We start from the raw sequence: 20769 nt of genomic DNA on the forward strand, positions 1-20769 counted from the left end.
GGTCAGATGCGCTCGACGATGGTGGCGACGCCCATGCCGCCGCCGACGCACAGCGTGGCGAGGCCGTAGCGCTTGTCCTGGCGCTCGAGTTCGTCGACGAGGGTGCCGAGGATCATCGCGCCGGTGGCGCCGAGGGGGTGGCCGAGCGCGATCGCGCCGCCGTTGACGTTGACCTTGTCCAGGGACAGGTTCATGTCCTTCACGAAGCGCAGCACGACCGCCGCGAACGCCTCGTTGATCTCGACGAGGTCGATGTCGTCGATGGTGAGTCCGGCCTTGGCGAGGGCCTTGCGGGTGGCGGGTGCGGGGCCGGTGAGCATGATGGTGGGTTCGGAGCCGGACACGGCCGCGGAGACGATCCGCGCGCGGGGCGTGAGGCCGTGGCGCTCGCCGACCTCCCTGGATCCGATCGCGACGAGCGAGGCGCCGTCCACGATGCCGGAGGAGTTGCCCGCGTGGTGGACGTGGTCGATCTTCTCCACCCAGTGGTACTGCTGGAGCGCCACCGCGTCGAAGCCGCCGAGTTCGCCGATGTCCGCGAAGGACGGCTTCAGCTTCGCGAGGGAGTCGGCGGTGGTGCCGGGGCGCATGTGCTCGTCGTGGTCGAGGACGACGAGGCCGCTGCGGTCCCTCACCGGCACGACGGACTTCTCGAAGCGCCCCTCCTTCCAGGCGGTGGCGGCCCGTTCCTGGGAGAGGGCCGCGTACTCGTCGACGTCCCGCCGGGAGAAGCCCTCGATGGTGGCGATCAGGTCGGCGCCGATGCCCTGCGGCACGAAGTTGACCTGGAGGTTGGTCATCGGGTCGTTGAACCAGGCGCCGCCGTCGGAGGCCATGGGAACCCGGGACATCGACTCGACGCCGCCCGCGAGGACGAGGTCCTCCCAGCCGGAACGCACCTTGGCCGCGGCCAGGTTGACGGCCTCCAGGCCCGAGGCACAGAAGCGGTTCTCCTGCACACCGGCGACCGTGTCGGGCAGGCCCGCGGCGATGGCGGCGATCCGGGCGATGTCGGAGCCCTGGTCGCCGACCGGGCCGACGACGCCGAGCACGATGTCGTCGACGGCGGCCGGGTCGAGGCCGGGGAAGCGGGCACGGATCTCGTGGATGAGTCCGACGACCAGGTCGATGGGCTTGGTGCCGTGCAGGGCGCCGCCGGCCTTGCCGCGTCCGCGCGGAGTGCGGATCGCGTCGTACACGTACGCTTCGGTGCTCACGAGGAGGCCTTTCGCTGAGGGTGTCGGGACGACGGGAGAAGCCCGGGGACGTCCCAGTCCCGGGCGACCTCCGCGGTGTCGGCGCCCGGAACGGCCGGGCCGGTTCGGACGGAGGCCGGGGTCGCGGAGAAACGGGGGGCCGGGGCGGGCTGGATGATGCCGCCGTGGTCGGTGAAGGTGCCGCGGGCGGCCAGGTGCGGGTGGTGCGGGGCCTCGCGCAGCGACAGCACGGGCGCCACGCAGGCGTCGGAGCCGTCGAAGACAGCCGTCCACTCGTCCCGCGTACGGGTCTTGAAGCGGGCCGCGATCTGTTCGCGCAGTTCACCCCAACGAGTGACGTCCTTGCGGGCCGCCGCCTGGTCCTGGATGCCGAGGACGGCGAGGAACTCCGCGTAGAAGCGCGGCTCCAGCGCGCCGACGGCCATGTGCCCGCCGTCGGCCGTCTCATAGGTCCCGTAGTACGGGCAGCCGCCGTCCAGGAGGTTCGCGCCGCGCCGGTCCTGCCAGCCGCCGGCGGCGAGCATGCCGTGGATCATCGTGGCGAGGTGGGCGGTGCCGTCGACGATGGCGGCGTCGACGACCTGTCCGGTGCCCGTCGCGCGCGCGTGGTGCAGGGCGGCGAGGACGCCGACGACGAGGTAGAGGGAGCCGCCAGCGTAGTCGCCGAGCAGGTTGGCGGGGACCGCCGGCGGCTGGTCAGGGCGGCCGATCATGCCGAGGGTGCCGGTGGGGGCGATGTAGGCGATGTCGTGCCCGGCGCGCTGGGCGAGCGGTCCGTCCTGGCCCCAGCCGGTCATCCGGCCGTAGACGAGCCGGGGATTGCGGGCGTGGCAGGCCTCGGGGCCGACGCCGAGGCGCTCGGCGACGCCGGGGCGGTAGCCCTCGACCAGGATGTCGGCGCGCGCGGCCAGGTCGAGAACCCGGTCGGGGCCGTCCGGGGACTTCAGGTCGACGACCACCGAGCGCTTGTTGCGGTTGGTGACGTCGTACGCCGGGTCGATCGCCAGCCCGGGCCCGTCCGGACGGTCCACCCGTACGACGTCGGCCCCGAGGTCGGCGAGCAGCATGGCGGCGAACGGGCCGGGCCCGATCCCGGCCAGCTCGACGACCCGCACTCCGGTGAGCGGTCCGCACGCCGGCGTCGTTGCCGTGGTCATCGAACCCCCAGTGCCGTGACACAAACGATGTAACACCAGTGATGCTAAGAACACGTTCCACTCGGCACAAGACCCGAACGAGCAAGCGCTTAGTGATCTGCCGGACGGGGTCAGACCGCGTCCAGTACCGTCGTTCCTCCGGGCTCCTCCGGGCTCCTCGTCGGGCTGCGCACTCCTCACGCTAGCCTCGGCCACCGACAGCGGCACGGGCTGCGCGACCTAGGGGTGTCATGAGCATGCAAAACAGGGACCGTCCGTACGACATCGTGCTCTTCGGAGCCACCAGTTTCGCCGGAGCGCTCACCGCGGAGTATCTGGCCGGCCACGCGCCCGAGGGACTGCGCTGGGCGATCGCGGGCCGCAGCGCCGAGAAGCTGGAGCGGCTGCGGGACCGGCTGCCCGGCGGTGCGGGAGTGGGAGTGCTGCGGGCGGACGTCTGCGACCCGGCCTCGGTGCGCGCGCTCGCCGACAGCGCGCGGGTGGTGGCCACGACGGTCGGCCCGTACGTGACGTACGGCGAGGAACTCGTGGCCGCCTGCGCCGATGCCGGGACCGACTACCTCGACCTCGCTGGCGAGCCGGAGTTCGTGGACCTGATGTACGTGCGGCACGACGCACGCGCGCGTGAGACCGGGGCCCGGCTGGTGCACGCCGCCGGATTCGACTCGATCCCGTACGACCTGGGCGTGTACTTCACCGTGCGGCAGCTGCCGGAGGACGTGCCGCTCACCGTGGACGGCTTCGTGACCGCCGACGCGGCCTTCTCCGGCGGCACCTTCGGCTCGGCCCTGAACCAGTTCGCGCGGCTGCGGGAGATGGCGGCGGCCGCGCGGGACCGGCGGCGGCACGAGCCGCGGCTGGTCGGCCGGCGCGTCTCGGCGGCGCTGGGTGCGCCCCGGTTCGCCAAGGAGGTCGGCGCGTGGGCGCTGCCGATGCCGACCATCGACCCGCAGATCGTGCGGCGGTCGGCGTCGGCCCTCGGCCGCTACGGGCCCGACTTCCGCTACCGGCAGTACGCGGCCGTCCGGCGCCTGCCCGTCGCCGTGGGCGGGGTCGCGGCCGTGGGCGCCGTGGCCGCCGCGGCCCAGCTGCCGTCCGCGCGGCGCTGGTTGTCAGGCCGCCTCAGGCCCGGGGACGGGCCGAGCCCCGAGAAGCGGGCGAAGAGCTGGTTCTCGCTGCGCTTCGTGGGCGAGGGCGGTGGCCGGCGCGTGCTCACGGAGGTCTCCGGCGGAGATCCCGGGTACGGCGAGACGGCGAAGATGCTCGCCGAGTCGGCGCTCTGCCTCGCCTTCGACGATCTGCCGAGAACGGCGGGTCAGGTCACCACGGCGGCGGCCATGGGGGACGCGCTGATCGAACGGCTGCGCGCGGCGGGCATCCGCTTCCGCGTCGCGTCCACGCGCTGAGGCCGGGTGCGGCCCAGGGCTCGCGCGGGGGCGATCAGACACTGTCGCTTCTCGGCCCTGATCCGCCGGACAGCACACCTAGAGCGGCCACTCGGCGATGGTGTAGATCATCCCGGCGATCCAGCCGATACCCGCCAGCACGGCGAGGATCAGCCCGATGGTGACGGCCCGCTCGACGGTCTGGGTCGGGTGGGCAACAGGCTTGGGTGCGCGGTGGGTTGTCATGCGCCCCAGCCTGCCGACCGGGGTGGTGGCCGGGCATCCGTACGGGTACTCAGAGCCGGTACTCAGGTGATCAGCCGGAGCGGGTCCGCCGCAGCGCCTCACGGCAGAGCGCGTCGGCTCTGCGGGTGGTCTCCGGGAGGCGGTACTCGGGGGTGAGCGCCAGGGTGTGGGCACAGGCGACGGGCAGGGACACGCGGTGCCCGACGGAGACGAAGACCGGCTTGACACCGTCGCGTGTGCGCAGGGCGCGGCCGACCTCCTCGGTGCCGGCGAGCAGCGCCGAAGTGCTCCCGCGCGGGGTGGCCGGGTCGTCGTGGGCGAAGGTGAACGGGTTCTTCGCGACGCCGATCGTGGGCAGGCCCGTCAGTACGCCGAGGTGGCTGGCGAGGCCGAAGCGGCGAGGATGGGCGAGGCCGTAGCCGTCGCAGACCACAAGGCCGGGCGGGCACGGCAGGGCGTCGAGGGCGGCGAGGACCGTGGGGATCTCGCGGAAGGCGAGCAGCCCTGGCACGTAGGGGAAGGAGACCCGGCCCACCGCCGTGGCCTCGGCGACGAGGGAGAGACTCGACGCGTCCAGGACGACCGCCGCCGCGGCGACCACGTCCCGTTCGTCGTCGTAGGCGACGTCGACCCCCGTCACGTGTCCCGTCCCGGGCGGTGGCCCCGGTTCGTCGAGGATCACGTGCTCACGCAGTTCGTCCTGTACGGCACGGGCCTGCTCCTCGGTCGAGGGCCAGCCGTCGGGGACGGGTACGGTCGTCGTCATGGTGGCCCGAGCCTACGGGGTGCGCGAAAGCCGGCGGGACCGACAAGTCCCGCCGGCCTCGTCAGGCATGCGCCTCACTTGCCCAGTGCGCGCTGCAGCTGGCTCTTGTTCATGCTGGAACGGCCCTCTACGCCCTTGCGCTTGGCCTCCTGGTACAGCTGGTCGTAGGTGGGGCCCTGGGAGCCCTGCCCCGACCGCTGCCCGCCGCGCTTGCCGGACGACATGTCCTTCGTGGAGGTGCGGCTGGCCGTCTTCGACTCGCCGGAGCGGGCGCGTTCCTTGTTCACCGTCCGTGCGGCGATCTCCTTGGCGCGGCCGGTGCTCTCGCCCCGGTCCTTCGCGCTCTCCTTGATGTGTTCGTACTGACGCTCCCGCTTGGAGCTCGAACCGCGTGGCATTCTCGCTCACTTCCTTTCACGTCCGGTGAACGAGTACCCACACTGCCGACCCTCACCGCATACCGCTCGCTCAGTGCTCCAGGCGGGCCACCCGCCCCCGCCCGGCGATGGCCCAGCAGCCGTGCTCCGGGGCGCAGTCGACGGGCTCGCAGGAGCTCGTGCCGACGCTGCCCCAGGTGCGACGCAGCCGGGCGGCGCCGGAGCGGTAGGCGGGCGGGGGCCCGGCGGCGACGCGCCAGGTTCCTTCGGCCGTCGCCGGTGCGCGTGGCGGCCCGCGGCGGCGGCAGGCCGGTGCCCGGCGCCGCGGAAAGGGAGGGCGAAGGAGCCGCGGGCCGGGTCGCTCGCCGGGAGGGGTGTGCCGGTGGCCGTCCGGGGGGCCGATCGCCGGAGCGCGGCACCCGCGCACGTGCGGCCGCCGGTGGCGAGCCGGGCGTGCTTCGGCCCGGAGGTGACCAGGCGCCGACCGCTCGCCGCGCATCCGCCCCTCGCCCCGCCGCGCGGCCGGCAGCACTTCCAGGTGCTTCTGCCGCCACCGAGCACACCCGGGCACACCGCGGGCGCGGCTCGGTGTCCGGCGCATCGGCCCCGCTCATGGCCGTGGGCGCGGCAGAGGCCGGACCGCAAGGGTGTCACCCCTCTCGGGGTGGCGCGTCACCGCACCGGGGTCCGTGGTCGAAAAAAATCCACGAATCCGCGCACCCGGTGAACATTCCGTGCCCGCATCCGTATCTCAGAGAGGTTCCGACGCGGGAAGCCCCCAGCGGCTCCGCAAGATGCTCTGAGAGGCCTGATGAGACGCAACACGCGGAAGAGATCGAGAACCACCCGCCGGGTGGTGGGCGCGGTGGCAGCGCTGACCGTGGGAGCCGGCGGACTGGTCGCGGCCAACATCTACGCCTCGGCCGGCGAGCCCAGCGCGCCGAGCGGAGCCCAGAACCAGGCCAAGGCCGCCTCCTCGACCATCGACTGTCCCGACGTGGGCCAGAAGCTGACAGCCGTTCCGGCGCAGGCCCGCGCCCAGGTCGACAAGGAACTGGCGCTCCTCGACAAGCAGGTGGCCGAGGCCTACCAGCGCCTGGCCTCCTCCCAGCGGGCGATCCAGCAGGATCCCGGGTTCGCCCAGAACGCGATCGTCAGTCCGCTGAAGGACAAGCGGAAGGCGACGATCGACCGGATCGCCATCGCCATCGGCCGGGTCGCCGCCAAGCCGCAGGGACTCGACACCCTGGCGGCCTGCACGCTGCGCGCCACCGGCAACCAGACCAACGCCGGTCAGGCCGGCAACGGCCCCGTCTCGGCCGACTTCGTGGACATCACCAAGGTACGTCCGAACGTGCGCGTCCCGCGCAAGACGGCGACGGCCTCCACCGGCGTCTTCACCACCAAGTGCGGTGTCAACGCCAACAAGCTGTACAACTCCGACAACGTCATCGTCGCGCCCGGCGTCACCAATGGCGCCCACCACATGCACGACTACGTCGGCAACCAGGCCAACACCGCCTTCGCCAGCGACCAGACCCTGGCGGCCGGCAAGACCAGCTGCCGCAACCAGGGCGACAAGTCGACCTACTACTGGCCGGTGCTGCGGTTGCGTGACGGCACCAAGGAGTTCGACGCGGACAAGCTGGGCGGCGGCGCCGAGGGCAACACCGGCCGGATCCTGACCGCCAAGGCGGCCACGTTGAACTTCGTGGGCAGCCCGCGCGGCAAGGTCGCGGCGATGCCGAAGTTCCTGCGCGTCATCACCGGTGACGCCAAGGCGTTCACCAACGGCACGGCCAACGCCAACGCCTCCTGGAGCTGCACCGGCTTCGAGAACAAGGTGCAGCTGAAGGACAAGTACCCGCTCTGCCCGTCCGGCAGCGACGTGGTGCGCACCTTCAAGTTCCAGAGCTGCTGGGACGGCCGGAACGCCGACAGTGCCAACCACCGCACGCACGTGGCCTTCGCCGACGCGAGCGGCCGGTGCCCGAGCGGCTTCAAGGCCATCCCGCAGCTGGTGCAGCGCCTGGTGTACGACGTGGACGCGCCGAGCCTCAAGGACAACGGCAAGACCCGTCCGTTCTTCGCCCTGGACGGCTTCCCCGAGCAGGCGCACAAGCCCGTCACCGACCACGGGGACTTCATCAACGTGTTCAACGCACAGCTGATGAACAAGATGGTGCAGTGCATCAACACCGGACGCAGGTGCAGCTGACCTGACGGACCGAGGGGCGGGCGGCGTACGGCCGTCGCCCGCCCCGCTTCACTTGAGTCCCGCGCTGCCGCTCCCAGCGCTGGGCGACGTCGGCATCCGCCCGGTGGGCGCACGGCCGGACAACCCCTCCCGTCAGCACCAGGCACGCGAGGAGAGCCACGTCACTCCCGTGCATGAACGCGGTGACAGAGGTCACTCGCAGTTCGTGTGCACGGATTGGCTCATTCCGTCGTCTCTTCCAGTGCCCCGGTGTCATACGCCCGGAAGTCCGTCCAGCCGTCGCAAGGGAGCAAGGCGTTGTCCATCGTCATCGAGCAGCCCGTGGAGGCCCGCCTCGTCGCCGCCGCGCCGCGTATGCCGAGCATTCCCGCGACGCTGCACTACGACCGACGTGACCCGTTCGCCGTCCGCATGACCTTCCCCGCCCCGGCGACGCTGGAGGGTGTCGACGTCTGCTGGACCTTCTCGCGCGAGCTGCTCTCGGCGGGCCTGCAGGGCGCCGAGGGCCACGGCGACGTGCGGGTGCGGCCGTACGGGTACGACCGCACGGTGCTGGAGTTCCACGCCCCCGAGGGCACCGCCGTCGTGCACATCCGCTCCAGCGAGGTGCGCCGGTTCCTGGAGGCGACGAGCGAGCTGGTGCCGGTCGGACTGGAGCACCTCCAGCTCGACCTGGACCACGATCTGGCGGAACTGATGCGGGACGCGTGCTGAGCTGACCGGCCCCCACCGGCCGTGGAGGGACCGGCCGGTGGGTCCGCCGTTAATTCGTTGACAGGCTCAGCGCCCCCTTCTACGGTTGCACCGGTCCTGTTGCCGTCGATTGGAGAGGGACGTTGCTCGTCTGAGGTCCTGAGACACCGCGTCACACCCATGAGGTGTGTGCGCCGCGTGCGACCTCGGCGTCCGAGCCGTCCTGCCGGTACAGGGCTTCTCTCATGCCCGTGACGTGCCCATGGAGCCTTTTCCTCTGGTCGCAGGTGTCTCGACACGCGTTTGCCCCTGATCGCAAGCAACCGCGAAAGAGGCCCGCATGCCTACTTCCGTCACTGTCACGTCCCTCGCCTTCACCTGGCCCGACGGCACCCCCGTCTTCGAGGGCCTCGACGCCGCCTTCGGCCCGGGGCGGACCGGCCTGGTCGGTGTCAACGGGTCAGGGAAGTCGACCCTGTTGAAGCTGATCGCCGGTGAGCTCGCACCGGTCGACGGCACCGTCCGCGTGGCCGGGGAGATCGGCTACCTCCCACAGAACGTCACGCTGGACACCACCCTGCGCGTCGACCAAGTACTCGACATCTCCGCGCAGCGGGCCGCACTGCACGCCATCGAGGCGGGCGACGTGTCCGAGGCGCACTTCGAGACCGTCGGCGACGACTGGGACGTGGAGGAGCGTGCCCTGGCCACCCTCGGCGAACTCGGCCTCGGCCACGTCGATGTGGACCGCGCCGTCGGCGAGGTGTCGGGCGGCGAGTCCGTGCTGCTGCGCCTGGCCGCGCTGCTGCTGCGCCGGCCCGACGTGCTGCTGCTGGACGAGCCGACCAACAACCTCGACCTGTACGCGCGCAGACGGCTGTACGCGGCCGTGCAGTCCTGGCCGGGCGTGATGGTCGTCGTCAGCCACGACCGTGAACTGCTGGAACTCGTCGACCAGATCGCCGACCTTCGCTCCGGGCGGATCACCTGGTACGGCGGCAACCACTCCGACTACGAGGAGGCCCTCGCGATCGAGCAGGAGGCGGCCGAGCGCACGGTGCGCGCCGCCGAGGCGGACTTCCGCAAGCAGAAACGCGAACTGGCCGACGCCCGGGTCAAGCTGGCCCGCCGCAAGCGCTACGGGCAGAAGATGTGGGACCAGAAGCGAGAGCCGAAGATCGTCATGGGGGCGCGCAAGCGCGCGGCGCAGGAGTCAGCGGGCAAGCACCGGATCATGCACGAGGCGAAGCTCGCCGAGGCCAAGGAGCGGCTGGACGACGCGGTCGAGGCGGTCCGGGACGACGACGAGATCCGGGTCGACCTGCCGTACACGGCCGTCCCACCGGGGCGTACCGTGCTCACCCTCCAGGACGTCGTGCTGCGCTACGGCGCCCGGGTGACGGGCGGCTTCGAGCTGCGCGGCCCCGAGCGGATCGCGCTGATCGGGCGCAACGGGGCGGGCAAGACGACGCTGCTGCGGACCATCGCCGGGCAGCTGGCACCGGAGTCGGGCGAGGTGACGGCGCACGTCCCGCTGCGGTTCCTGCCGCAGCGGCTCGACGTCCTCGACGGGGAGCGGAGCGTCGCCGAGAACGTGGCCCGGTTCGCGCCCGGCGCGACCGACAACCGGATCCGGGCGCGGCTGGCCCGCTTCCTGTTCCGGGGCGCGCGAGCCGACCAGAAGGCGGCGACGCTGTCCGGCGGCGAGCGCTTCCGGGCGGCGCTGGCCGCGCTGATGCTGGCCGAGCCCGCGCCGCAGCTGCTCATGCTCGACGAGCCGACCAACAATCTCGACATGGCGAGCGTGCGGCAGCTGACCACGGCCCTGGAGTCGTACGAGGGGGCGCTGATCGTGGCCAGTCACGACCTGCCGTTCCTGGAGTCGGTCGGCATCAGGCGCTGGCTGCTGCTGGAGGAGGGAGAACTGAGGGAAATCACGCCAGAGGCTGTCGGGTTTCCCGCCTAGCGTCGGCTGTATGACCGACCTCACGCACGATGTCATCACCCTGACCGGAGCCCGTGAGAACAACCTCAAGGACGTCACCCTGCGCATCCCGAAGGGCCGGCTGACCGTGTTCACCGGCGTTTCGGGGTCGGGGAAGTCGTCCGTCGTCTTCGACACGATCGCGGTGGAGTCGCAGCGCCAGCTGAACGAGACGTTCCCCTGGTTCGTCCGCAACCGGCTGCCCAAGTACGAGCGACCGCACGTGGACGGACTGGAGGACCTCTCCCCCGCGATCGTCGTCGACCAGCGGCCGGTCGGCGGCCACTCCCGGTCGACCGTGGGCACCATGACGGACGTCTACTCGGTGATCCGCGTGCTGTTCTCCCGGCACGGCACCCCGAGCGCCGGGCCGGCCACGGCGTACTCGTTCAACGACCCGTCGGGCATGTGCCCCGAGTGCGACGGCCTCGGCCGGACGGTGCGGCCCGACTGGGACCGCATCCTGGACCCGGACCGCTCCCTGGCCGGCGGGGCGGTCCGCTTCCCGCCGTTCGCCGCGGGCACCTGGCAGGGGCAGACGTACACCAACAGCGACGACCTGGACCCGGACAAGCCGGTGGAACGGTTCACCACCGCCGAGCGTGAGTTCCTGATGCGCGGGCGGCCCGGCAGCACGGTCACGGTGAAGGGCAGTGGCGGCACCTGGACCACGGAGTACGAGGGACTGGCCGACCGTTTCGAGCGGCTGTATCTCAAACGGGACCTGTCGGCCATGAGCCAGAAGACCCGCGACCTGGTCCGGGAGTTCCTGGTGGACGACGTCTGCCCGGCCTGCCGGGGGGCTCGCCTGAACGCGGCGGCGCTCGCCACCCGGATCGGCGGCCGGAACATCGCCGACTGCGCCCGTATGCAGGTCACGGACCTGATCGCGGTGCTGAGGGAGATCGACGACCCGGTGGCGGGGCCCGTCGCGGGGGCGGCGGTGGCCGCGCTGGAGCGCATCGAGGCGATCGGCCTCGGCTACCTCAGCCTCGACCGGGAGACGGCCACGCTCAGCGGCGGGGAGGGGCAGCGGCTGAAGACCGTGCGGCACCTGGGCTCCAGCCTGAGTGGGATGACGTACATCTTCGACGAGCCGAGCGTCGGCCTGCACCCGCGTGACGTGGGCCGCCTCGGCGACCTGCTGCTGCGGCTGCGCGACAAGGGCAACACCGTGCTGGTCGTCGAACACGACCCGGACGTCATCGCGCTGGCCGACCATGTGGTCGACATGGGGCCGGGGGCCGGTGCCGAGGGCGGCAGGGTCGTGTTCGAGGGCACACCCGGCGAGCTGGCCGCGTCCGGCACGCTCACCGGGCGGTGTCTGCGCCGCCGGACGGCGGTCAAGGAGGACGTGCGGCAGGCCACCGGCGAGCTGTGGGTCAAGGGCGCCGACCGGCACAACCTGCGCGACGTGACCGTACGGTTCCCGGCCGGGGTGCTCACGGCGGTGACCGGCGTGGCCGGGTCCGGCAAGACCACCCTGGCCGGGGAGTTCACCGCCGCGCACCCGGACGCCGTGGTGGTCGACCAGTCGTCGATCGGGATCTCGGGCCGGTCCACTCCGGCGACGTACCTGGGGGTCATGGACACGGTGCGGAAGATCTTCGCCCGCGAGACGGGGACCGGGGCGGGCTTCTTCAGCTTCAACTCCAGCGGGGCCTGCGGCACCTGCGAGGGCCGGGGGCTCATCTACACCGACCTCGCCTTCATGGACCCGGTGACGACGACCTGCCACGACTGCGAGGGGCGGCGCTTCAAGGAGGAGGTGCTGCGGATGACCGTACGGGGGGCCTCCATCGCCGACGTCCTTCAGATGACGGCCGAGCAGGCGCTCGGCTTCTTCGACGACCCGGGCGTACGCCGCCGACTGCGCGCCCTGCGGGACGTCGGGCTGACGTACCTGACGCTCGGGCAGCCCCTGTCCACGCTCTCCGGCGGTGAGCGCCAGCGCATCAAGCTGGCCACGCGGCTGCACCGGACGGGCGCGGTCTATGTGCTCGACGAACCGACGACCGGGCTGCACATGGCGGACGTGGCGGGACTCGTCGCCCTGCTGGACCGGCTGGTCGACGCGGGCAACACGGTGGTCGTCGTGGAACACAACCTGGACGTGGTCGCCCGGGCCGACTGGGTGATCGACCTCGGCCCGGACGGCGGCAGGGACGGCGGCCAGGTCGTCTTCGAGGGGACGCCGGCTCAGCTTCTGGAGGCGGAGGGATCGTTCACCGGGGAGCACCTGCGGCGGGCACGGTGTCAGGCGGGTGCCCCTGCGGAGACCGGCGTGCCGGTGTGACGGGGGTGACGGTGTCGCCACCGGCTGAGCCGGCCCGGGCCCGCCCGGCCGGGGCCCTTGTGGGTGGCTGTTCCTGCACGGCGCCGAGGTGGGCCGGCCGCACGTGTCGGCCCTGCCGGTGGAGGTACCCGCTGAGTGGAGCGCGACCGTGCCGGGCTTTTCGTCCCTCCCCCGGGGGTGTCGTCTCCCGGGCTCGCCCTGCATGATGGTCGGCCGACGTCCGATGGGTTCCGGTCGACCCCGGAGGCTCCGTCGGCGCGCTCCAGACACCTCCCATCCGAATACGGAGTCACGCTCGTGCCCAGCAAGAAGGCCCTCGTCCGCCGCCCCAGCCCGCGTCTTGCCGAAGGGCTGGTGACACACATCGAGCGGCAGCGGGTGGACGCCGATCTCGCGGTCGAGCAGTGGGAGGCGTACGTGGAGGCCCTGCGCACGCACGGCTGGGAAACCATCGAGGTGGACCCGGCCGACGACTGCCCGGACTCGGTGTTCGTCGAGGACACGGTCGTGATGTACAAGAACGTCGCGCTGATCGCGCGCCCGGGCGCCGACTCCCGGCGCGAGGAGACCGCCGGGGTCGAGGAGGCCGTGGCCGGCCTCGGCTGCTCGGTGAACTGGATCTGGGATCCGGGCACCCTGGAGGGCGGCGACGTGCTCAAGGTCGGTGACACCGTGTACGTGGGCCGCGGCGGGCGCACCAACGCCGCCGGCGTCCGGCAGTTGCGCGCCGCGTTCGAACCGCTGGGCGCGCGGGTGGTCTCCGCGCCGGTGAGCAAGGTGCTGCACCTGAAGTCGGCGGTCACCGCGCTGCCGGACGGGACGGTCATCGGGCACATCCCGAAGATGGACACGCCGTCACTGTTCGGGCGCTTCCTGCACGTGCCGGAGGAGACCGGCGCCCACGTCGTGCTGCTCGGCGGCGACAAGCTGCTGATGGCGGCGAGCGCCCCGAAGACCGCGGAGCTGTTCGCGGACCTCGGCTACGAGCCGGTCGTCGTGGACATCAGCGAGTTCGAGAAGCTGGAGGGGTGTGTGACATGCCTCTCGGTGCGGCTGCGCGAGCTGTACGTCTGACCGGGTGAGCGCACCACTCCGCCCGGTCCTCGACCTGCGACTGAAGGGCGGCGGTGGGCACGTCCGGACGACCCCGCTGATCAGGGGGCTTTACACGGCCCTTAACCTACGGCCTCGTAACCTACGGAAACGTAGCCTACGATGCCGTAGGTTTCCGCACATCGCTCGTACGCATGTCCCCTGGAGAGTCCATGACGATCACCACTCCCCACCTCGGCAGCCCCGCCGGCGCCTGGACCGACGCTCAGCTGCTGTACGCACTGGAGGAAGTGGTCGAGAAGGAGCTCAACCGGCATCTGCAGGTCGCCAAGGACTGGATGCCGCACGAGTACGTTCCGTGGAGCGACGGGCGCAACTTCCCCGGCCTCTTCGAGGACGGGGAGGCCTGGGAGAAGGAGCACTCCAAGGTCACCGAGATCGGCCGTATCGCGCTCGTCGTCAACCTTCTGACCGAGGACAACCTGCCCAGCTACCACCACGAGATCGCCTCGCTCTTCGGCCGGGACGGCGCCTGGGGCACGTGGGTGCACCGCTGGACCGCCGAGGAGGGCCGGCACGGCATCGTGATGCGGGACTACCTGCTCACCTCGCGCGCCGTGGACCCGGACAAGCTGGAGCAGTTCCGGATGGCCCACATGAGTGAGGGCTTCGAGCACGACCACCGGCACTCGATGCTGCACTCGGTCGCCTACGTCTCCTTCCAGGAGCTCGCCACCCGCATCTCGCACCGCAACACCGGTCACCAGTCCGGCGACCCGGTCTGCGACCGCATGCTGGCCCGCATCGCGACCGACGAGAACCTGCACATGGTCTTCTACCGCAACCTGCTGAAGGCGGCCTTCGAGATCGCCCCGGACCTGACCATGCAGGCCGTCCGGGACGTGGTCGTGAACTTCCGGATGCCCGGTCACGGCATCCCCGGCTTCGAGCGGGCCGCCGCGCAGATGGCGATCGGCGAGGTCTACAACCTGCGCATCCACCACGACGACGTGCTCCAGCCCGTGCTGCGCTTCCTGAAGATCATGGAGATCGACGGCCTGGGCCCGGAGGGCCGCAAGGCTCAGGAGGAACTCGGCCTGTACATGGGCGGCCTGGACTCCGAGGCGGCCAAGTTCGACGAGAAGCTGGCCGCCCGCAAGGCCCGTATGGCGGCCCGGGCCGGCGCCTGACGGCGGACCGGCACTCACGATCCTGCGACCGTGCGGCCCCGACCGCCCCGAGCGGCCGGGGCCGCACGGCGTTCCGGGTGGCCAGTGCCGCGGCAAGCAACGTTCGCCCCGTCGCGACGCCCGGCACTAGCGCGACGCGCGACGCAGCTCCAGACGTTCCTTCTCCGACAGGCCGCCCCAGACGCCGAAGCGCTCGTCGTTGCTCAGCGCGTGGTCGAGGCAGGCGGCGCGGATCGGGCACATTCCGCAGATCCGCTTCGCCTCCCGCACCGAACTGCCCGGCTCGGGGAAGAAGAAGTCCGCCCCGGTCTGCGCGCACAACGCCTCCTGCTGCCAGGCGGCTTCGGGCGAGGTGATCGTGTCGATGTACATGGTCAGAAGCATCGCGGCCGATGAAAAACGTTCGATCAACGCGGGATCAACACGCGTTCACGGACCTCCGGCCGGCTCGATGGTCGCCTGCCGGAGGCGGTGGCGCACGGCGGCGCGCGGGATCACGGGGCAACCGCTCGATCGCTCCGGCGGCGGGTTCAGGTGGGCGGTGCGAGACTCGGCAGAGAGACGACGGGACTCTGTACGAGGAGGGCCACGATGCTCACCACCCGCTATGTCACCGGCGCTCCGAACTGGATCGATCTCGGCACTCCCGACATCGACGGCGCCGCCTCCTTCTACGGCGCTCTGTTCGACTGGCGGTTCCAGCCGGGCGGGCCCGAGGTGGGCGGCTACGGCCTCTTCCAGCTCGGCGGCAGGACCGTCGCCGGAGGCATGCAGACCACACCGGATCAGGGCCCGCCCTCCTGGACCGTGTACTTCCAGGCACCGGACGCGGACGCCACGGCGAAGGCGGCCGAGCAGGCGCGCGGCACGGTGCTGATGCAGCCCATGGACGTGCTGGACCTCGGCCGCATGGCGCTCCTCGCCGACCGGGCCGGGGTGCCCTTCGGGCTGTGGCAGCCGGGCCGCAACAAGGGCCTGGACGTCGTGCGGGAGCCCGGCTCGCTGTGCTGGCTGGAGCTGTACACGGCGGACGTCCCGGCCTCGGCCGCCTTCTACCACTCGGTGCTCGGCCTCGACACGTACGCCGTCGACTTCCCCGGCGGCACCTACACCACCTTCCATCCCGCGGGAACGGACGAGGACGCCATGTTCGGCGGTGTCGTCCCACTCGCCGACGACCCCGCCGAGGAGGAGGCGCACTGGCTGCCCTACTTCGAGGTGGCGGACACGGACACCACGGTCGCCCGGGCCCGGGAGCGCGGTGGCACGGTCCGCATGCCCGCCACGGACCTGCCGGACGTCGGCCGCGTCGCCAAGCTCACCGACCCCTACGGCGCCCGCTTCGCGGTGATCCGCAGCGAGCCGCCGGCGGCCTGAGGCACACCCGCCGGATCACGCCGAGGCCCGTCGCACCAGCGTCGTCGGCAGGACGACGCCGGCCGGCGCGCCCGCAGCGTCCTCGTGGGAGGTGCCGCGGTCGAGGTCGCGCAGCAGCAGACGGGCCATGAGGCGTCCCATCTCCTCGATGTCCTGACGGACTGTCGTGAGGGGCGGATCGGTCTGTTCCGCGACGGGCAGCATGTCGTCGAAGCCGACCACGGCCACGTCGTCGGGAACGCGGCGGCCGGCCTCCCGCAGCACGCGCAGCGCCCCCGCGGCCGTGAGGTCGTTCGCGGCGAACACGGCGTCCACGTCCGGGCAGCGGTCGAGGAGCCGGCGCATGGCCCGCTCGCCTCCGGCGGGGGTGAAGTCGGCCTCGGCGATGAGCCGCGGGTCGGCGTCCGCCACGACGTCCCGGTAGCCGTCGAGCCGGTCCACCGCGGACGTCTGGTCGAGGGCGCCGGTGATGTGCGCGATGCGGGTACGGCCGAGGCCGGCCAGGTGGCGGACGGCGTCGCGGGCGCCACCGCGGTTGTCGCTGTCGACGTACACCACATTCCGACCGTCGCCGCTCCAGCCGGGGCGCCCGCCGAAGACGGTGGGGACACCGGCCCGCTGGACGAGCTCCGGCAGCGGGTCGTCGAGGTGCAGGGAGAAGACCAGCGCCCCGTCCACATGCCCGCCGGCCAGGTACCTGCCGACCCGGGCGTGGTCGTCGCGGCCCTCCGTGAGCAGCAGGACGAGCTGGTTGTCGTGGGCGGTGAGTTCCTTGCTGATGCCGCGCAGCTGGAGCGCGAAGAACGGGTCGGCGAACACCCGGGTCTCCGGTTCGGCGACGACGACCGCGACCGCGTCGTGCCGCCGGGTCACCAGGGAGCGGGCGGCCTGGTTGGGCACGTACCCGAGCTCCTCGACGGCCTTGCGGACCCGCTCGACGAGGACGTCCCGCACCCCGTCGCCGCCGTTGACCACGCGCGAGACGGTGGCCCGCGAGACCCCGGCCCGGGCGGCCACGGCCTCCAGGGTGGGACGCGGTGCTGTGTCGGTCACGGTCGGCGCTCCTCACCTGCGGCTGCGGATCAGGATAGCCCCGCCGCCCGGCCCGGTGAGAGCGCTCTCTGTCAGGGCCTCCGCCCCTCCCGCCGCACGCGCCCGTCAGTGGTCGTGTCCGCCCGGCGGCGACTCCTGCCCGTGCTCGTGCGGGTCGTACCCGGGAATCGTCCCGTCCGGCTTCTTCACCAGGAACAGCCCCACCATCCCCATGTCGGAGTGGCTCTGCACGTGGCAGTGGTACATCCAGGCGCCGGCACCGACCCCCTCCCCCGCGATCACCTGGAAGCCGAACGAGTCGGCCGGGCCGGTGATCTTGTTGTCGATGACCTGGCTGGGGTCGTCCGGGCCGGTCAGCATGCCGGTGCGGTTGTCGGCCCAGCGATGACCGTGCATGTGGAAGGTGTGGTAGAACTCGCCGTGCGTGATCACGACGAACTCCACGCGATCGCCCACGGTGGCCTCGAAGTGCGGGCCCGAGTGCGGCGGCCTGTTGTTGATGAGCATGTCGTTGAAGACGACGGTGTGTGTCCGGTCGGGCAGGACGTCGCCCTTGCGGCGGACGATGACCGGGCCGTACAGGCCCTTCTGCAGGCCCCGCGTGCCGTGTTCGGTGCCGACGACGTGGTCGTGGTAATGCCAGTAGCCCGCGCTGCCCGCCCGCCAGGTGCCGTCCTTGCGGCGGCCGGGGGCGTGGGTGCGCCAGGTGTAGGTGCGCGTGCCGCCCGGCTCGACGTGACTGCGGTTCAGTTTCGTGCCGTCGCTGGTGATTTCGTAGTCCAGGCCGTGGACGTGCAGGCTCACCGCGACGTCCATCGTGTTCTCGAACTCGATGTGGAGCGTGTCGCCCTCGTTGAGCTCGATGAGCGGACCCGGGATGCTCGCCTTGCCCTTCTCCAGGCCGTAGCCCATCTGACCGTCGGCCAGCTTCTCCGCGTACAGCTTGATCCGCTTGACCTCGCCCCCGGCGGGGGCCGTCCTCGCCGGCCTGTCGGCGCCGACGGCCTCCGGAGCCACGGACAGCGATGCCGCGGCGGCCGCCCCGCCCAGCAGCACACCCCGGTTGAAGCTGCGTCTGTCCATGCGGAACTCCCCACCCTGGTCAGGCTTTTACGGAGGCGTACCTGTGATGAACCGGTGCGACGGTACCGGTCGCCCTCCCGTTTATCCACACTCAAGACAAAGTTGATGGCATCCCGGTCATAGGTATTGGCGGGACGGGCAAAGGGGTTTAGCTTCCTTGGCGGTGTTGCTGACCGAGGAGGTGCCCGTGCACTTGCGAGGGCCGAGCAAGAGAAGACGTCTCCGGGCGGCCTCCATGGCCGCCGGGGTCGTGACCGCCGGACTGCTGTCGGGGCCGGCCGCCGATGCGGCGCCCTATCCGGAACCCCCGCTGACAACGATGTCGATCAAGTCGCCGCCGGGCGGCGCGAACGTCCGGGTGCTGATCTTCCACGGTTCCGCGGCGGCCGGGGAGGAGTCGCCGGTGGTGAACGCCGGCATCGAGGCGATCGAGGACATCGGCCTGTCGGGCCCGGCCGACCACCGCTTCAAGGTGCAGGCCACCGACGACGCCTCGGTGTTCACCGACGAGGCGAAGCTCGGCCGCTTCAACACGATCGTGTTCCTGACCGGCGGGGGCGATGTCCTCGACGCGGAGCAGGAGGCGGGCCTGGAGGCGTACATGGAGGCCGGCGGCGGATTCGTCGGCATCCATGACGCGGCGCGCGCGGAGCCGTACTCGGACTGGTTCACCCAACTGGTGGGCGCCCGCCCGGCCGCGTCGAGCCCGGCGGCCGTCCAGCGCGCGACCGTCGAGGTCGGCGACCGCCGGCACCCGGCCACCAAGGACCTGCCGGTGCAGTGGAAACGCCCGGACCAGTGGCTGAACTGGGTGAAGAACCCGTCGGGAGAGGTCCATACGGTGGCCCGGGTCCGGGAATCGACCTACCAGCCCGGGTCGGGCTCCAACGGCTGGGACCATCCGGTCAGCTGGTGCCGCGACTACGACGGCGGCCGCTCCTTCTACACCGGCATGGGTGGCACGGTGTCGTCCTACGACGAGACCGACTTCCGGGCGCACCTGCGCGGTGCGCTGATGTGGACGACCCGGCTGGAGCAGGCCGACTGCAAGGCGACCATCAACGCCAACTACACGGCGGAGCGCCTGACCAGGCCCAACCAGCCGGGGCAGAACGACCAGATCGGCGAACCGCACGGGCTGGTCACCGCGCCCGACGGCCGGGTGTTCTACATCGGCCGCGGCGGCGCGGACTCCTCGCAGCCCGTGATCACCGACTGGAACAACCCCGACATCGGCAAGGGCAAGGGCGAGATCCACGTCTACGACCCTCAGACCAAGCGGGTCACCCTGGCCGGGACGCTCACCGTCTTCGGCAACAAGGGCGGCGGCGACGAGCTGGTCAAGGTCGAGGAGGGCCTGCTCGGCATCGAGCTGGACCCGGGGTTCGCCCGGAACGGCTGGGTGTACCTGCACTACACGCCCCACTCCCGGATCAACCGCGACACGCGGATGGCCGAGCGGCGGGTCTCCCGGTTCACCCTCGACCAGGCCACCGGCAAGCTGGACCTGTCCAGTGAGAAGGTCCTGCTGAAGTGGCCGGTGCAGATCCACAGCTGCTGCCACGCCGGCGGCGGGATGGCCTGGGACTCCAAGGGAAATCTGTACATCGCCACCGGTGACAACAACTCCAGCGGCTTCAGCGGCGGTTACTCGGGCAACAACCCGGAGCCGAGCTACAAGGGCGTGTCCTTCGCGGACGCGCGCCGCACGGCCGGCAACACCAACAACCTCAACGGCAAGATCCTGCGCATCCACCCGGAGCCGGACGGCACGTACACGCTGCCCGAGGGCAACCTCTTCACCGGGAAGGAGACGGACGAGGGCGGCGGCAAGACGCGCGGCGAGATCTATGTGATGGGCGTGCGGAACCCGGCGCGCATCTTCGTCGACCGGTCGACCGACGTGCTGTACGCGGGCTGGGTCGGCCCGGACGCGAGCGCGCCCTCGACGACCTGGGGTCCGGCCAAGTACGACACGTTCGCCGCGATCACCAGGGCGGGCAACCGCGGCTGGCCGTTCTGCATGGGCAACAAGCAGCCCTACCGCGACCGCGGTCTGCCGGACCCGTCCAAGCCGCTGGGCTGGTACGACTGCGACCACCCTAGGAACGAGTCGCCGAACAACGACGGACTGGTCAACCTGCCGCCGGTGACCGGCAACAACATCTGGTACTCGCCCTCGGGCGGGGCGCCGGACTACCCGCGGGACGCGAACGGGGTCCCCTCCTACAAGCCGGAGGAGGCCACCTACCGGCTGCCCTGGCTGAAGGGCGGCGGCCAGGCGGCCATGAACGGGCCGGTGTACCGGTCCGACGCGGTCGCGGCCGACAGCACCGTCAAGTGGCCGGCCTACTGGGACGGCAAGTGGTTCGTCGGCGACTTCTACGACGCCGACCAGCCGCGCAACGCGGTGCTCATGGACCCGAAGACGCAGGGCGACGGTGGCCTGCCCGTGCACTCGGAGTCGCTGAAGAGGATCGTGCCGACCGGCAACGACGGCATCAGGAACCTCATGGACTGGAAGTTCGGCCCGGACGGGGCGCTGTACGTCCTCGACTACGGACGCGGCTTCTTCACCTCGGACTCCAAGTCGGCTCTGTGGCGGGTCACGTACAAGGGCGGCGGGCCCACCCCGGCCGCCGGTCAGCTGGCGAGGGGGACCGAGTGATCCGGC

General features: G+C 71.5%; 17 protein-coding genes. 9 read left to right on the top strand and 8 right to left on the bottom strand.

The annotated features are described in order from the left end of the window. Positions 1–2: 2 nt before the first annotated feature. Positions 3–1217, bottom strand: coding sequence for an acetyl-CoA C-acetyltransferase (locus IE212_RS05480; protein ID WP_190196537.1), 1215 nt, complete (start codon positions 1215–1217; stop codon positions 3–5). Continuing rightward, positions 1214–2374: a CaiB/BaiF CoA transferase family protein gene (locus IE212_RS05485; RefSeq protein ID WP_190196538.1), complete on the bottom strand. Its 1161-nt coding sequence runs from the start codon at positions 2372–2374 to the stop codon at positions 1214–1216. Before IE212_RS05485 ends, IE212_RS05480 begins: the two co-directional genes overlap by 4 nt. Before the next feature lie 230 nt (positions 2375–2604). Here IE212_RS05485 and IE212_RS05490 point away from each other — a divergent pair, with 230 nt between their 5' ends. Beyond that, positions 2605–3780 (top strand): saccharopine dehydrogenase family protein, encoded by a 1176-nt coding sequence (locus tag IE212_RS05490; protein WP_190196539.1) that lies wholly within the window; start codon positions 2605–2607, stop codon positions 3778–3780. 78 nt (positions 3781–3858) lie between these two features. Here IE212_RS05490 and mmpA read toward each other — a convergent pair whose 3' ends face one another. The 3 genes from mmpA to IE212_RS05505 all read right to left on the bottom strand — a co-directional run bounded on the left by mmpA (position 3859) and on the right by IE212_RS05505 (position 5169). Next, entirely contained in the window at positions 3859–4005 is a 147-nt protein-coding gene (mmpA, locus tag IE212_RS05495) for a morphogenic membrane protein MmpA (protein WP_190196540.1), read from the bottom strand. 70 nt (positions 4006–4075) lie between these two features. Next, positions 4076–4771: an endonuclease V gene (locus IE212_RS05500; protein WP_190196541.1), complete on the bottom strand. Its 696-nt coding sequence runs from the start codon at positions 4769–4771 to the stop codon at positions 4076–4078. Between the two features lie 74 nt (positions 4772–4845). Beyond that, positions 4846–5169, bottom strand: coding sequence for a hypothetical protein (locus IE212_RS05505; protein WP_062930312.1), 324 nt, complete (start codon positions 5167–5169; stop codon positions 4846–4848). A 790-nt stretch (positions 5170–5959) separates the two neighbouring features. On the opposite strand from IE212_RS05505, the gene IE212_RS05510 reads away from it, so the two are divergent. The 6 genes from IE212_RS05510 (at position 5960) to IE212_RS05535 (ending at position 14582) form a co-directional block, all read left to right on the top strand. Beyond that, positions 5960–7366, top strand: a complete 1407-nt coding sequence (locus tag IE212_RS05510; RefSeq protein WP_190196542.1) for a DUF1996 domain-containing protein — start codon at positions 5960–5962, stop codon at positions 7364–7366. Positions 7367–7663: 297 nt separating this feature from the next. After that, a complete protein-coding gene (ssgD, locus tag IE212_RS05515; protein ID WP_190196543.1) occupies positions 7664–8080 on the top strand; it encodes a spore wall synthesis regulator SsgD in 417 nt (138 codons plus the stop codon). A gap of 319 nt (positions 8081–8399) precedes the next feature. Continuing rightward, positions 8400–10025 (top strand): ABC-F family ATP-binding cassette domain-containing protein, encoded by a 1626-nt coding sequence (locus tag IE212_RS05520; RefSeq protein ID WP_190196544.1) that lies wholly within the window; start codon positions 8400–8402, stop codon positions 10023–10025. 10 nt (positions 10026–10035) lie between these two features. After that, on the top strand, positions 10036–12339 hold the full coding sequence (locus tag IE212_RS05525) for an ATP-binding cassette domain-containing protein (RefSeq protein WP_190196545.1): 2304 nt from the start codon (positions 10036–10038) through the stop codon (positions 12337–12339). 297 nt (positions 12340–12636) lie between these two features. Next, positions 12637–13413, top strand: a complete 777-nt coding sequence (ddaH, locus tag IE212_RS05530) for a dimethylargininase (RefSeq protein ID WP_190196546.1) — start codon at positions 12637–12639, stop codon at positions 13411–13413. 191 nt (positions 13414–13604) lie between these two features. Further along, positions 13605–14582, top strand: coding sequence for an acyl-ACP desaturase (locus IE212_RS05535; protein ID WP_190196547.1), 978 nt, complete (start codon positions 13605–13607; stop codon positions 14580–14582). 126 nt (positions 14583–14708) lie between these two features. On the opposite strand, the gene IE212_RS05540 is transcribed toward IE212_RS05535, so the two are convergent. After that, on the bottom strand, positions 14709–14954 hold the full coding sequence (locus tag IE212_RS05540; RefSeq protein WP_190196548.1) for a WhiB family transcriptional regulator: 246 nt from the start codon (positions 14952–14954) through the stop codon (positions 14709–14711). A gap of 219 nt (positions 14955–15173) precedes the next feature. Here IE212_RS05540 and IE212_RS05545 point away from each other — a divergent pair, with 219 nt between their 5' ends. After that, the gene (locus IE212_RS05545; RefSeq protein WP_190196549.1) at positions 15174–15959 is read left to right on the top strand and encodes a VOC family protein; all 786 of its coding nucleotides are present in this window, start codon (positions 15174–15176) and stop codon (positions 15957–15959) included. 15 nt (positions 15960–15974) lie between these two features. On the opposite strand, the gene IE212_RS05550 is transcribed toward IE212_RS05545, so the two are convergent. Both IE212_RS05550 and IE212_RS05555 read right to left on the bottom strand, forming a co-directional pair. Further along, positions 15975–17012: a LacI family DNA-binding transcriptional regulator gene (locus IE212_RS05550; protein WP_190196550.1), complete on the bottom strand. Its 1038-nt coding sequence runs from the start codon at positions 17010–17012 to the stop codon at positions 15975–15977. A gap of 105 nt (positions 17013–17117) precedes the next feature. Then, positions 17118–18095: a multicopper oxidase domain-containing protein gene (locus IE212_RS05555; protein WP_190196551.1), complete on the bottom strand. Its 978-nt coding sequence runs from the start codon at positions 18093–18095 to the stop codon at positions 17118–17120. Between the two features lie 235 nt (positions 18096–18330). Between IE212_RS05555 and IE212_RS05560 the strand changes: the two genes are divergently transcribed. Further along, positions 18331–20763, top strand: coding sequence for a ThuA domain-containing protein (locus tag IE212_RS05560; RefSeq protein ID WP_229864082.1), 2433 nt, complete (start codon positions 18331–18333; stop codon positions 20761–20763). The last annotated feature ends 6 nt before the right edge of the window (positions 20764–20769 follow it).

This window comes from Streptomyces djakartensis (genome assembly GCF_014651075.1).
GTDB lineage: Bacteria > Actinomycetota > Actinomycetes > Streptomycetales > Streptomycetaceae > Streptomyces > Streptomyces djakartensis.

Coding starts and splice junctions, on each gene's coding strand:
- IE212_RS05485 (WP_190196538.1), bottom strand. CDS start 2,374: ATGACCACGGCAACGACGCCGGCGTGCGGACCGCTCACCGGAGTGCGG.
- IE212_RS05490 (WP_190196539.1), top strand. CDS start 2,605: ATGAGCATGCAAAACAGGGACCGTCCGTACGACATCGTGCTCTTCGGA.
- mmpA (WP_190196540.1), bottom strand. CDS start 4,005: ATGACAACCCACCGCGCACCCAAGCCTGTTGCCCACCCGACCCAGACC.
- IE212_RS05500 (WP_190196541.1), bottom strand. CDS start 4,771: ATGACGACGACCGTACCCGTCCCCGACGGCTGGCCCTCGACCGAGGAG.
- IE212_RS05505 (WP_062930312.1), bottom strand. CDS start 5,169: ATGCCACGCGGTTCGAGCTCCAAGCGGGAGCGTCAGTACGAACACATC.
- IE212_RS05510 (WP_190196542.1), top strand. CDS start 5,960: ATGAGACGCAACACGCGGAAGAGATCGAGAACCACCCGCCGGGTGGTG.
- IE212_RS05520 (WP_190196544.1), top strand. CDS start 8,400: ATGCCTACTTCCGTCACTGTCACGTCCCTCGCCTTCACCTGGCCCGAC.
- IE212_RS05525 (WP_190196545.1), top strand. CDS start 10,036: ATGACCGACCTCACGCACGATGTCATCACCCTGACCGGAGCCCGTGAG.
- IE212_RS05535 (WP_190196547.1), top strand. CDS start 13,605: ATGACGATCACCACTCCCCACCTCGGCAGCCCCGCCGGCGCCTGGACC.
- IE212_RS05540 (WP_190196548.1), bottom strand. CDS start 14,954: ATGTACATCGACACGATCACCTCGCCCGAAGCCGCCTGGCAGCAGGAG.
- IE212_RS05545 (WP_190196549.1), top strand. CDS start 15,174: ATGCTCACCACCCGCTATGTCACCGGCGCTCCGAACTGGATCGATCTC.
- IE212_RS05555 (WP_190196551.1), bottom strand. CDS start 18,095: ATGGACAGACGCAGCTTCAACCGGGGTGTGCTGCTGGGCGGGGCGGCC.
- IE212_RS05560 (WP_229864082.1), top strand. CDS start 18,331: ATGGCCGCCGGGGTCGTGACCGCCGGACTGCTGTCGGGGCCGGCCGCC.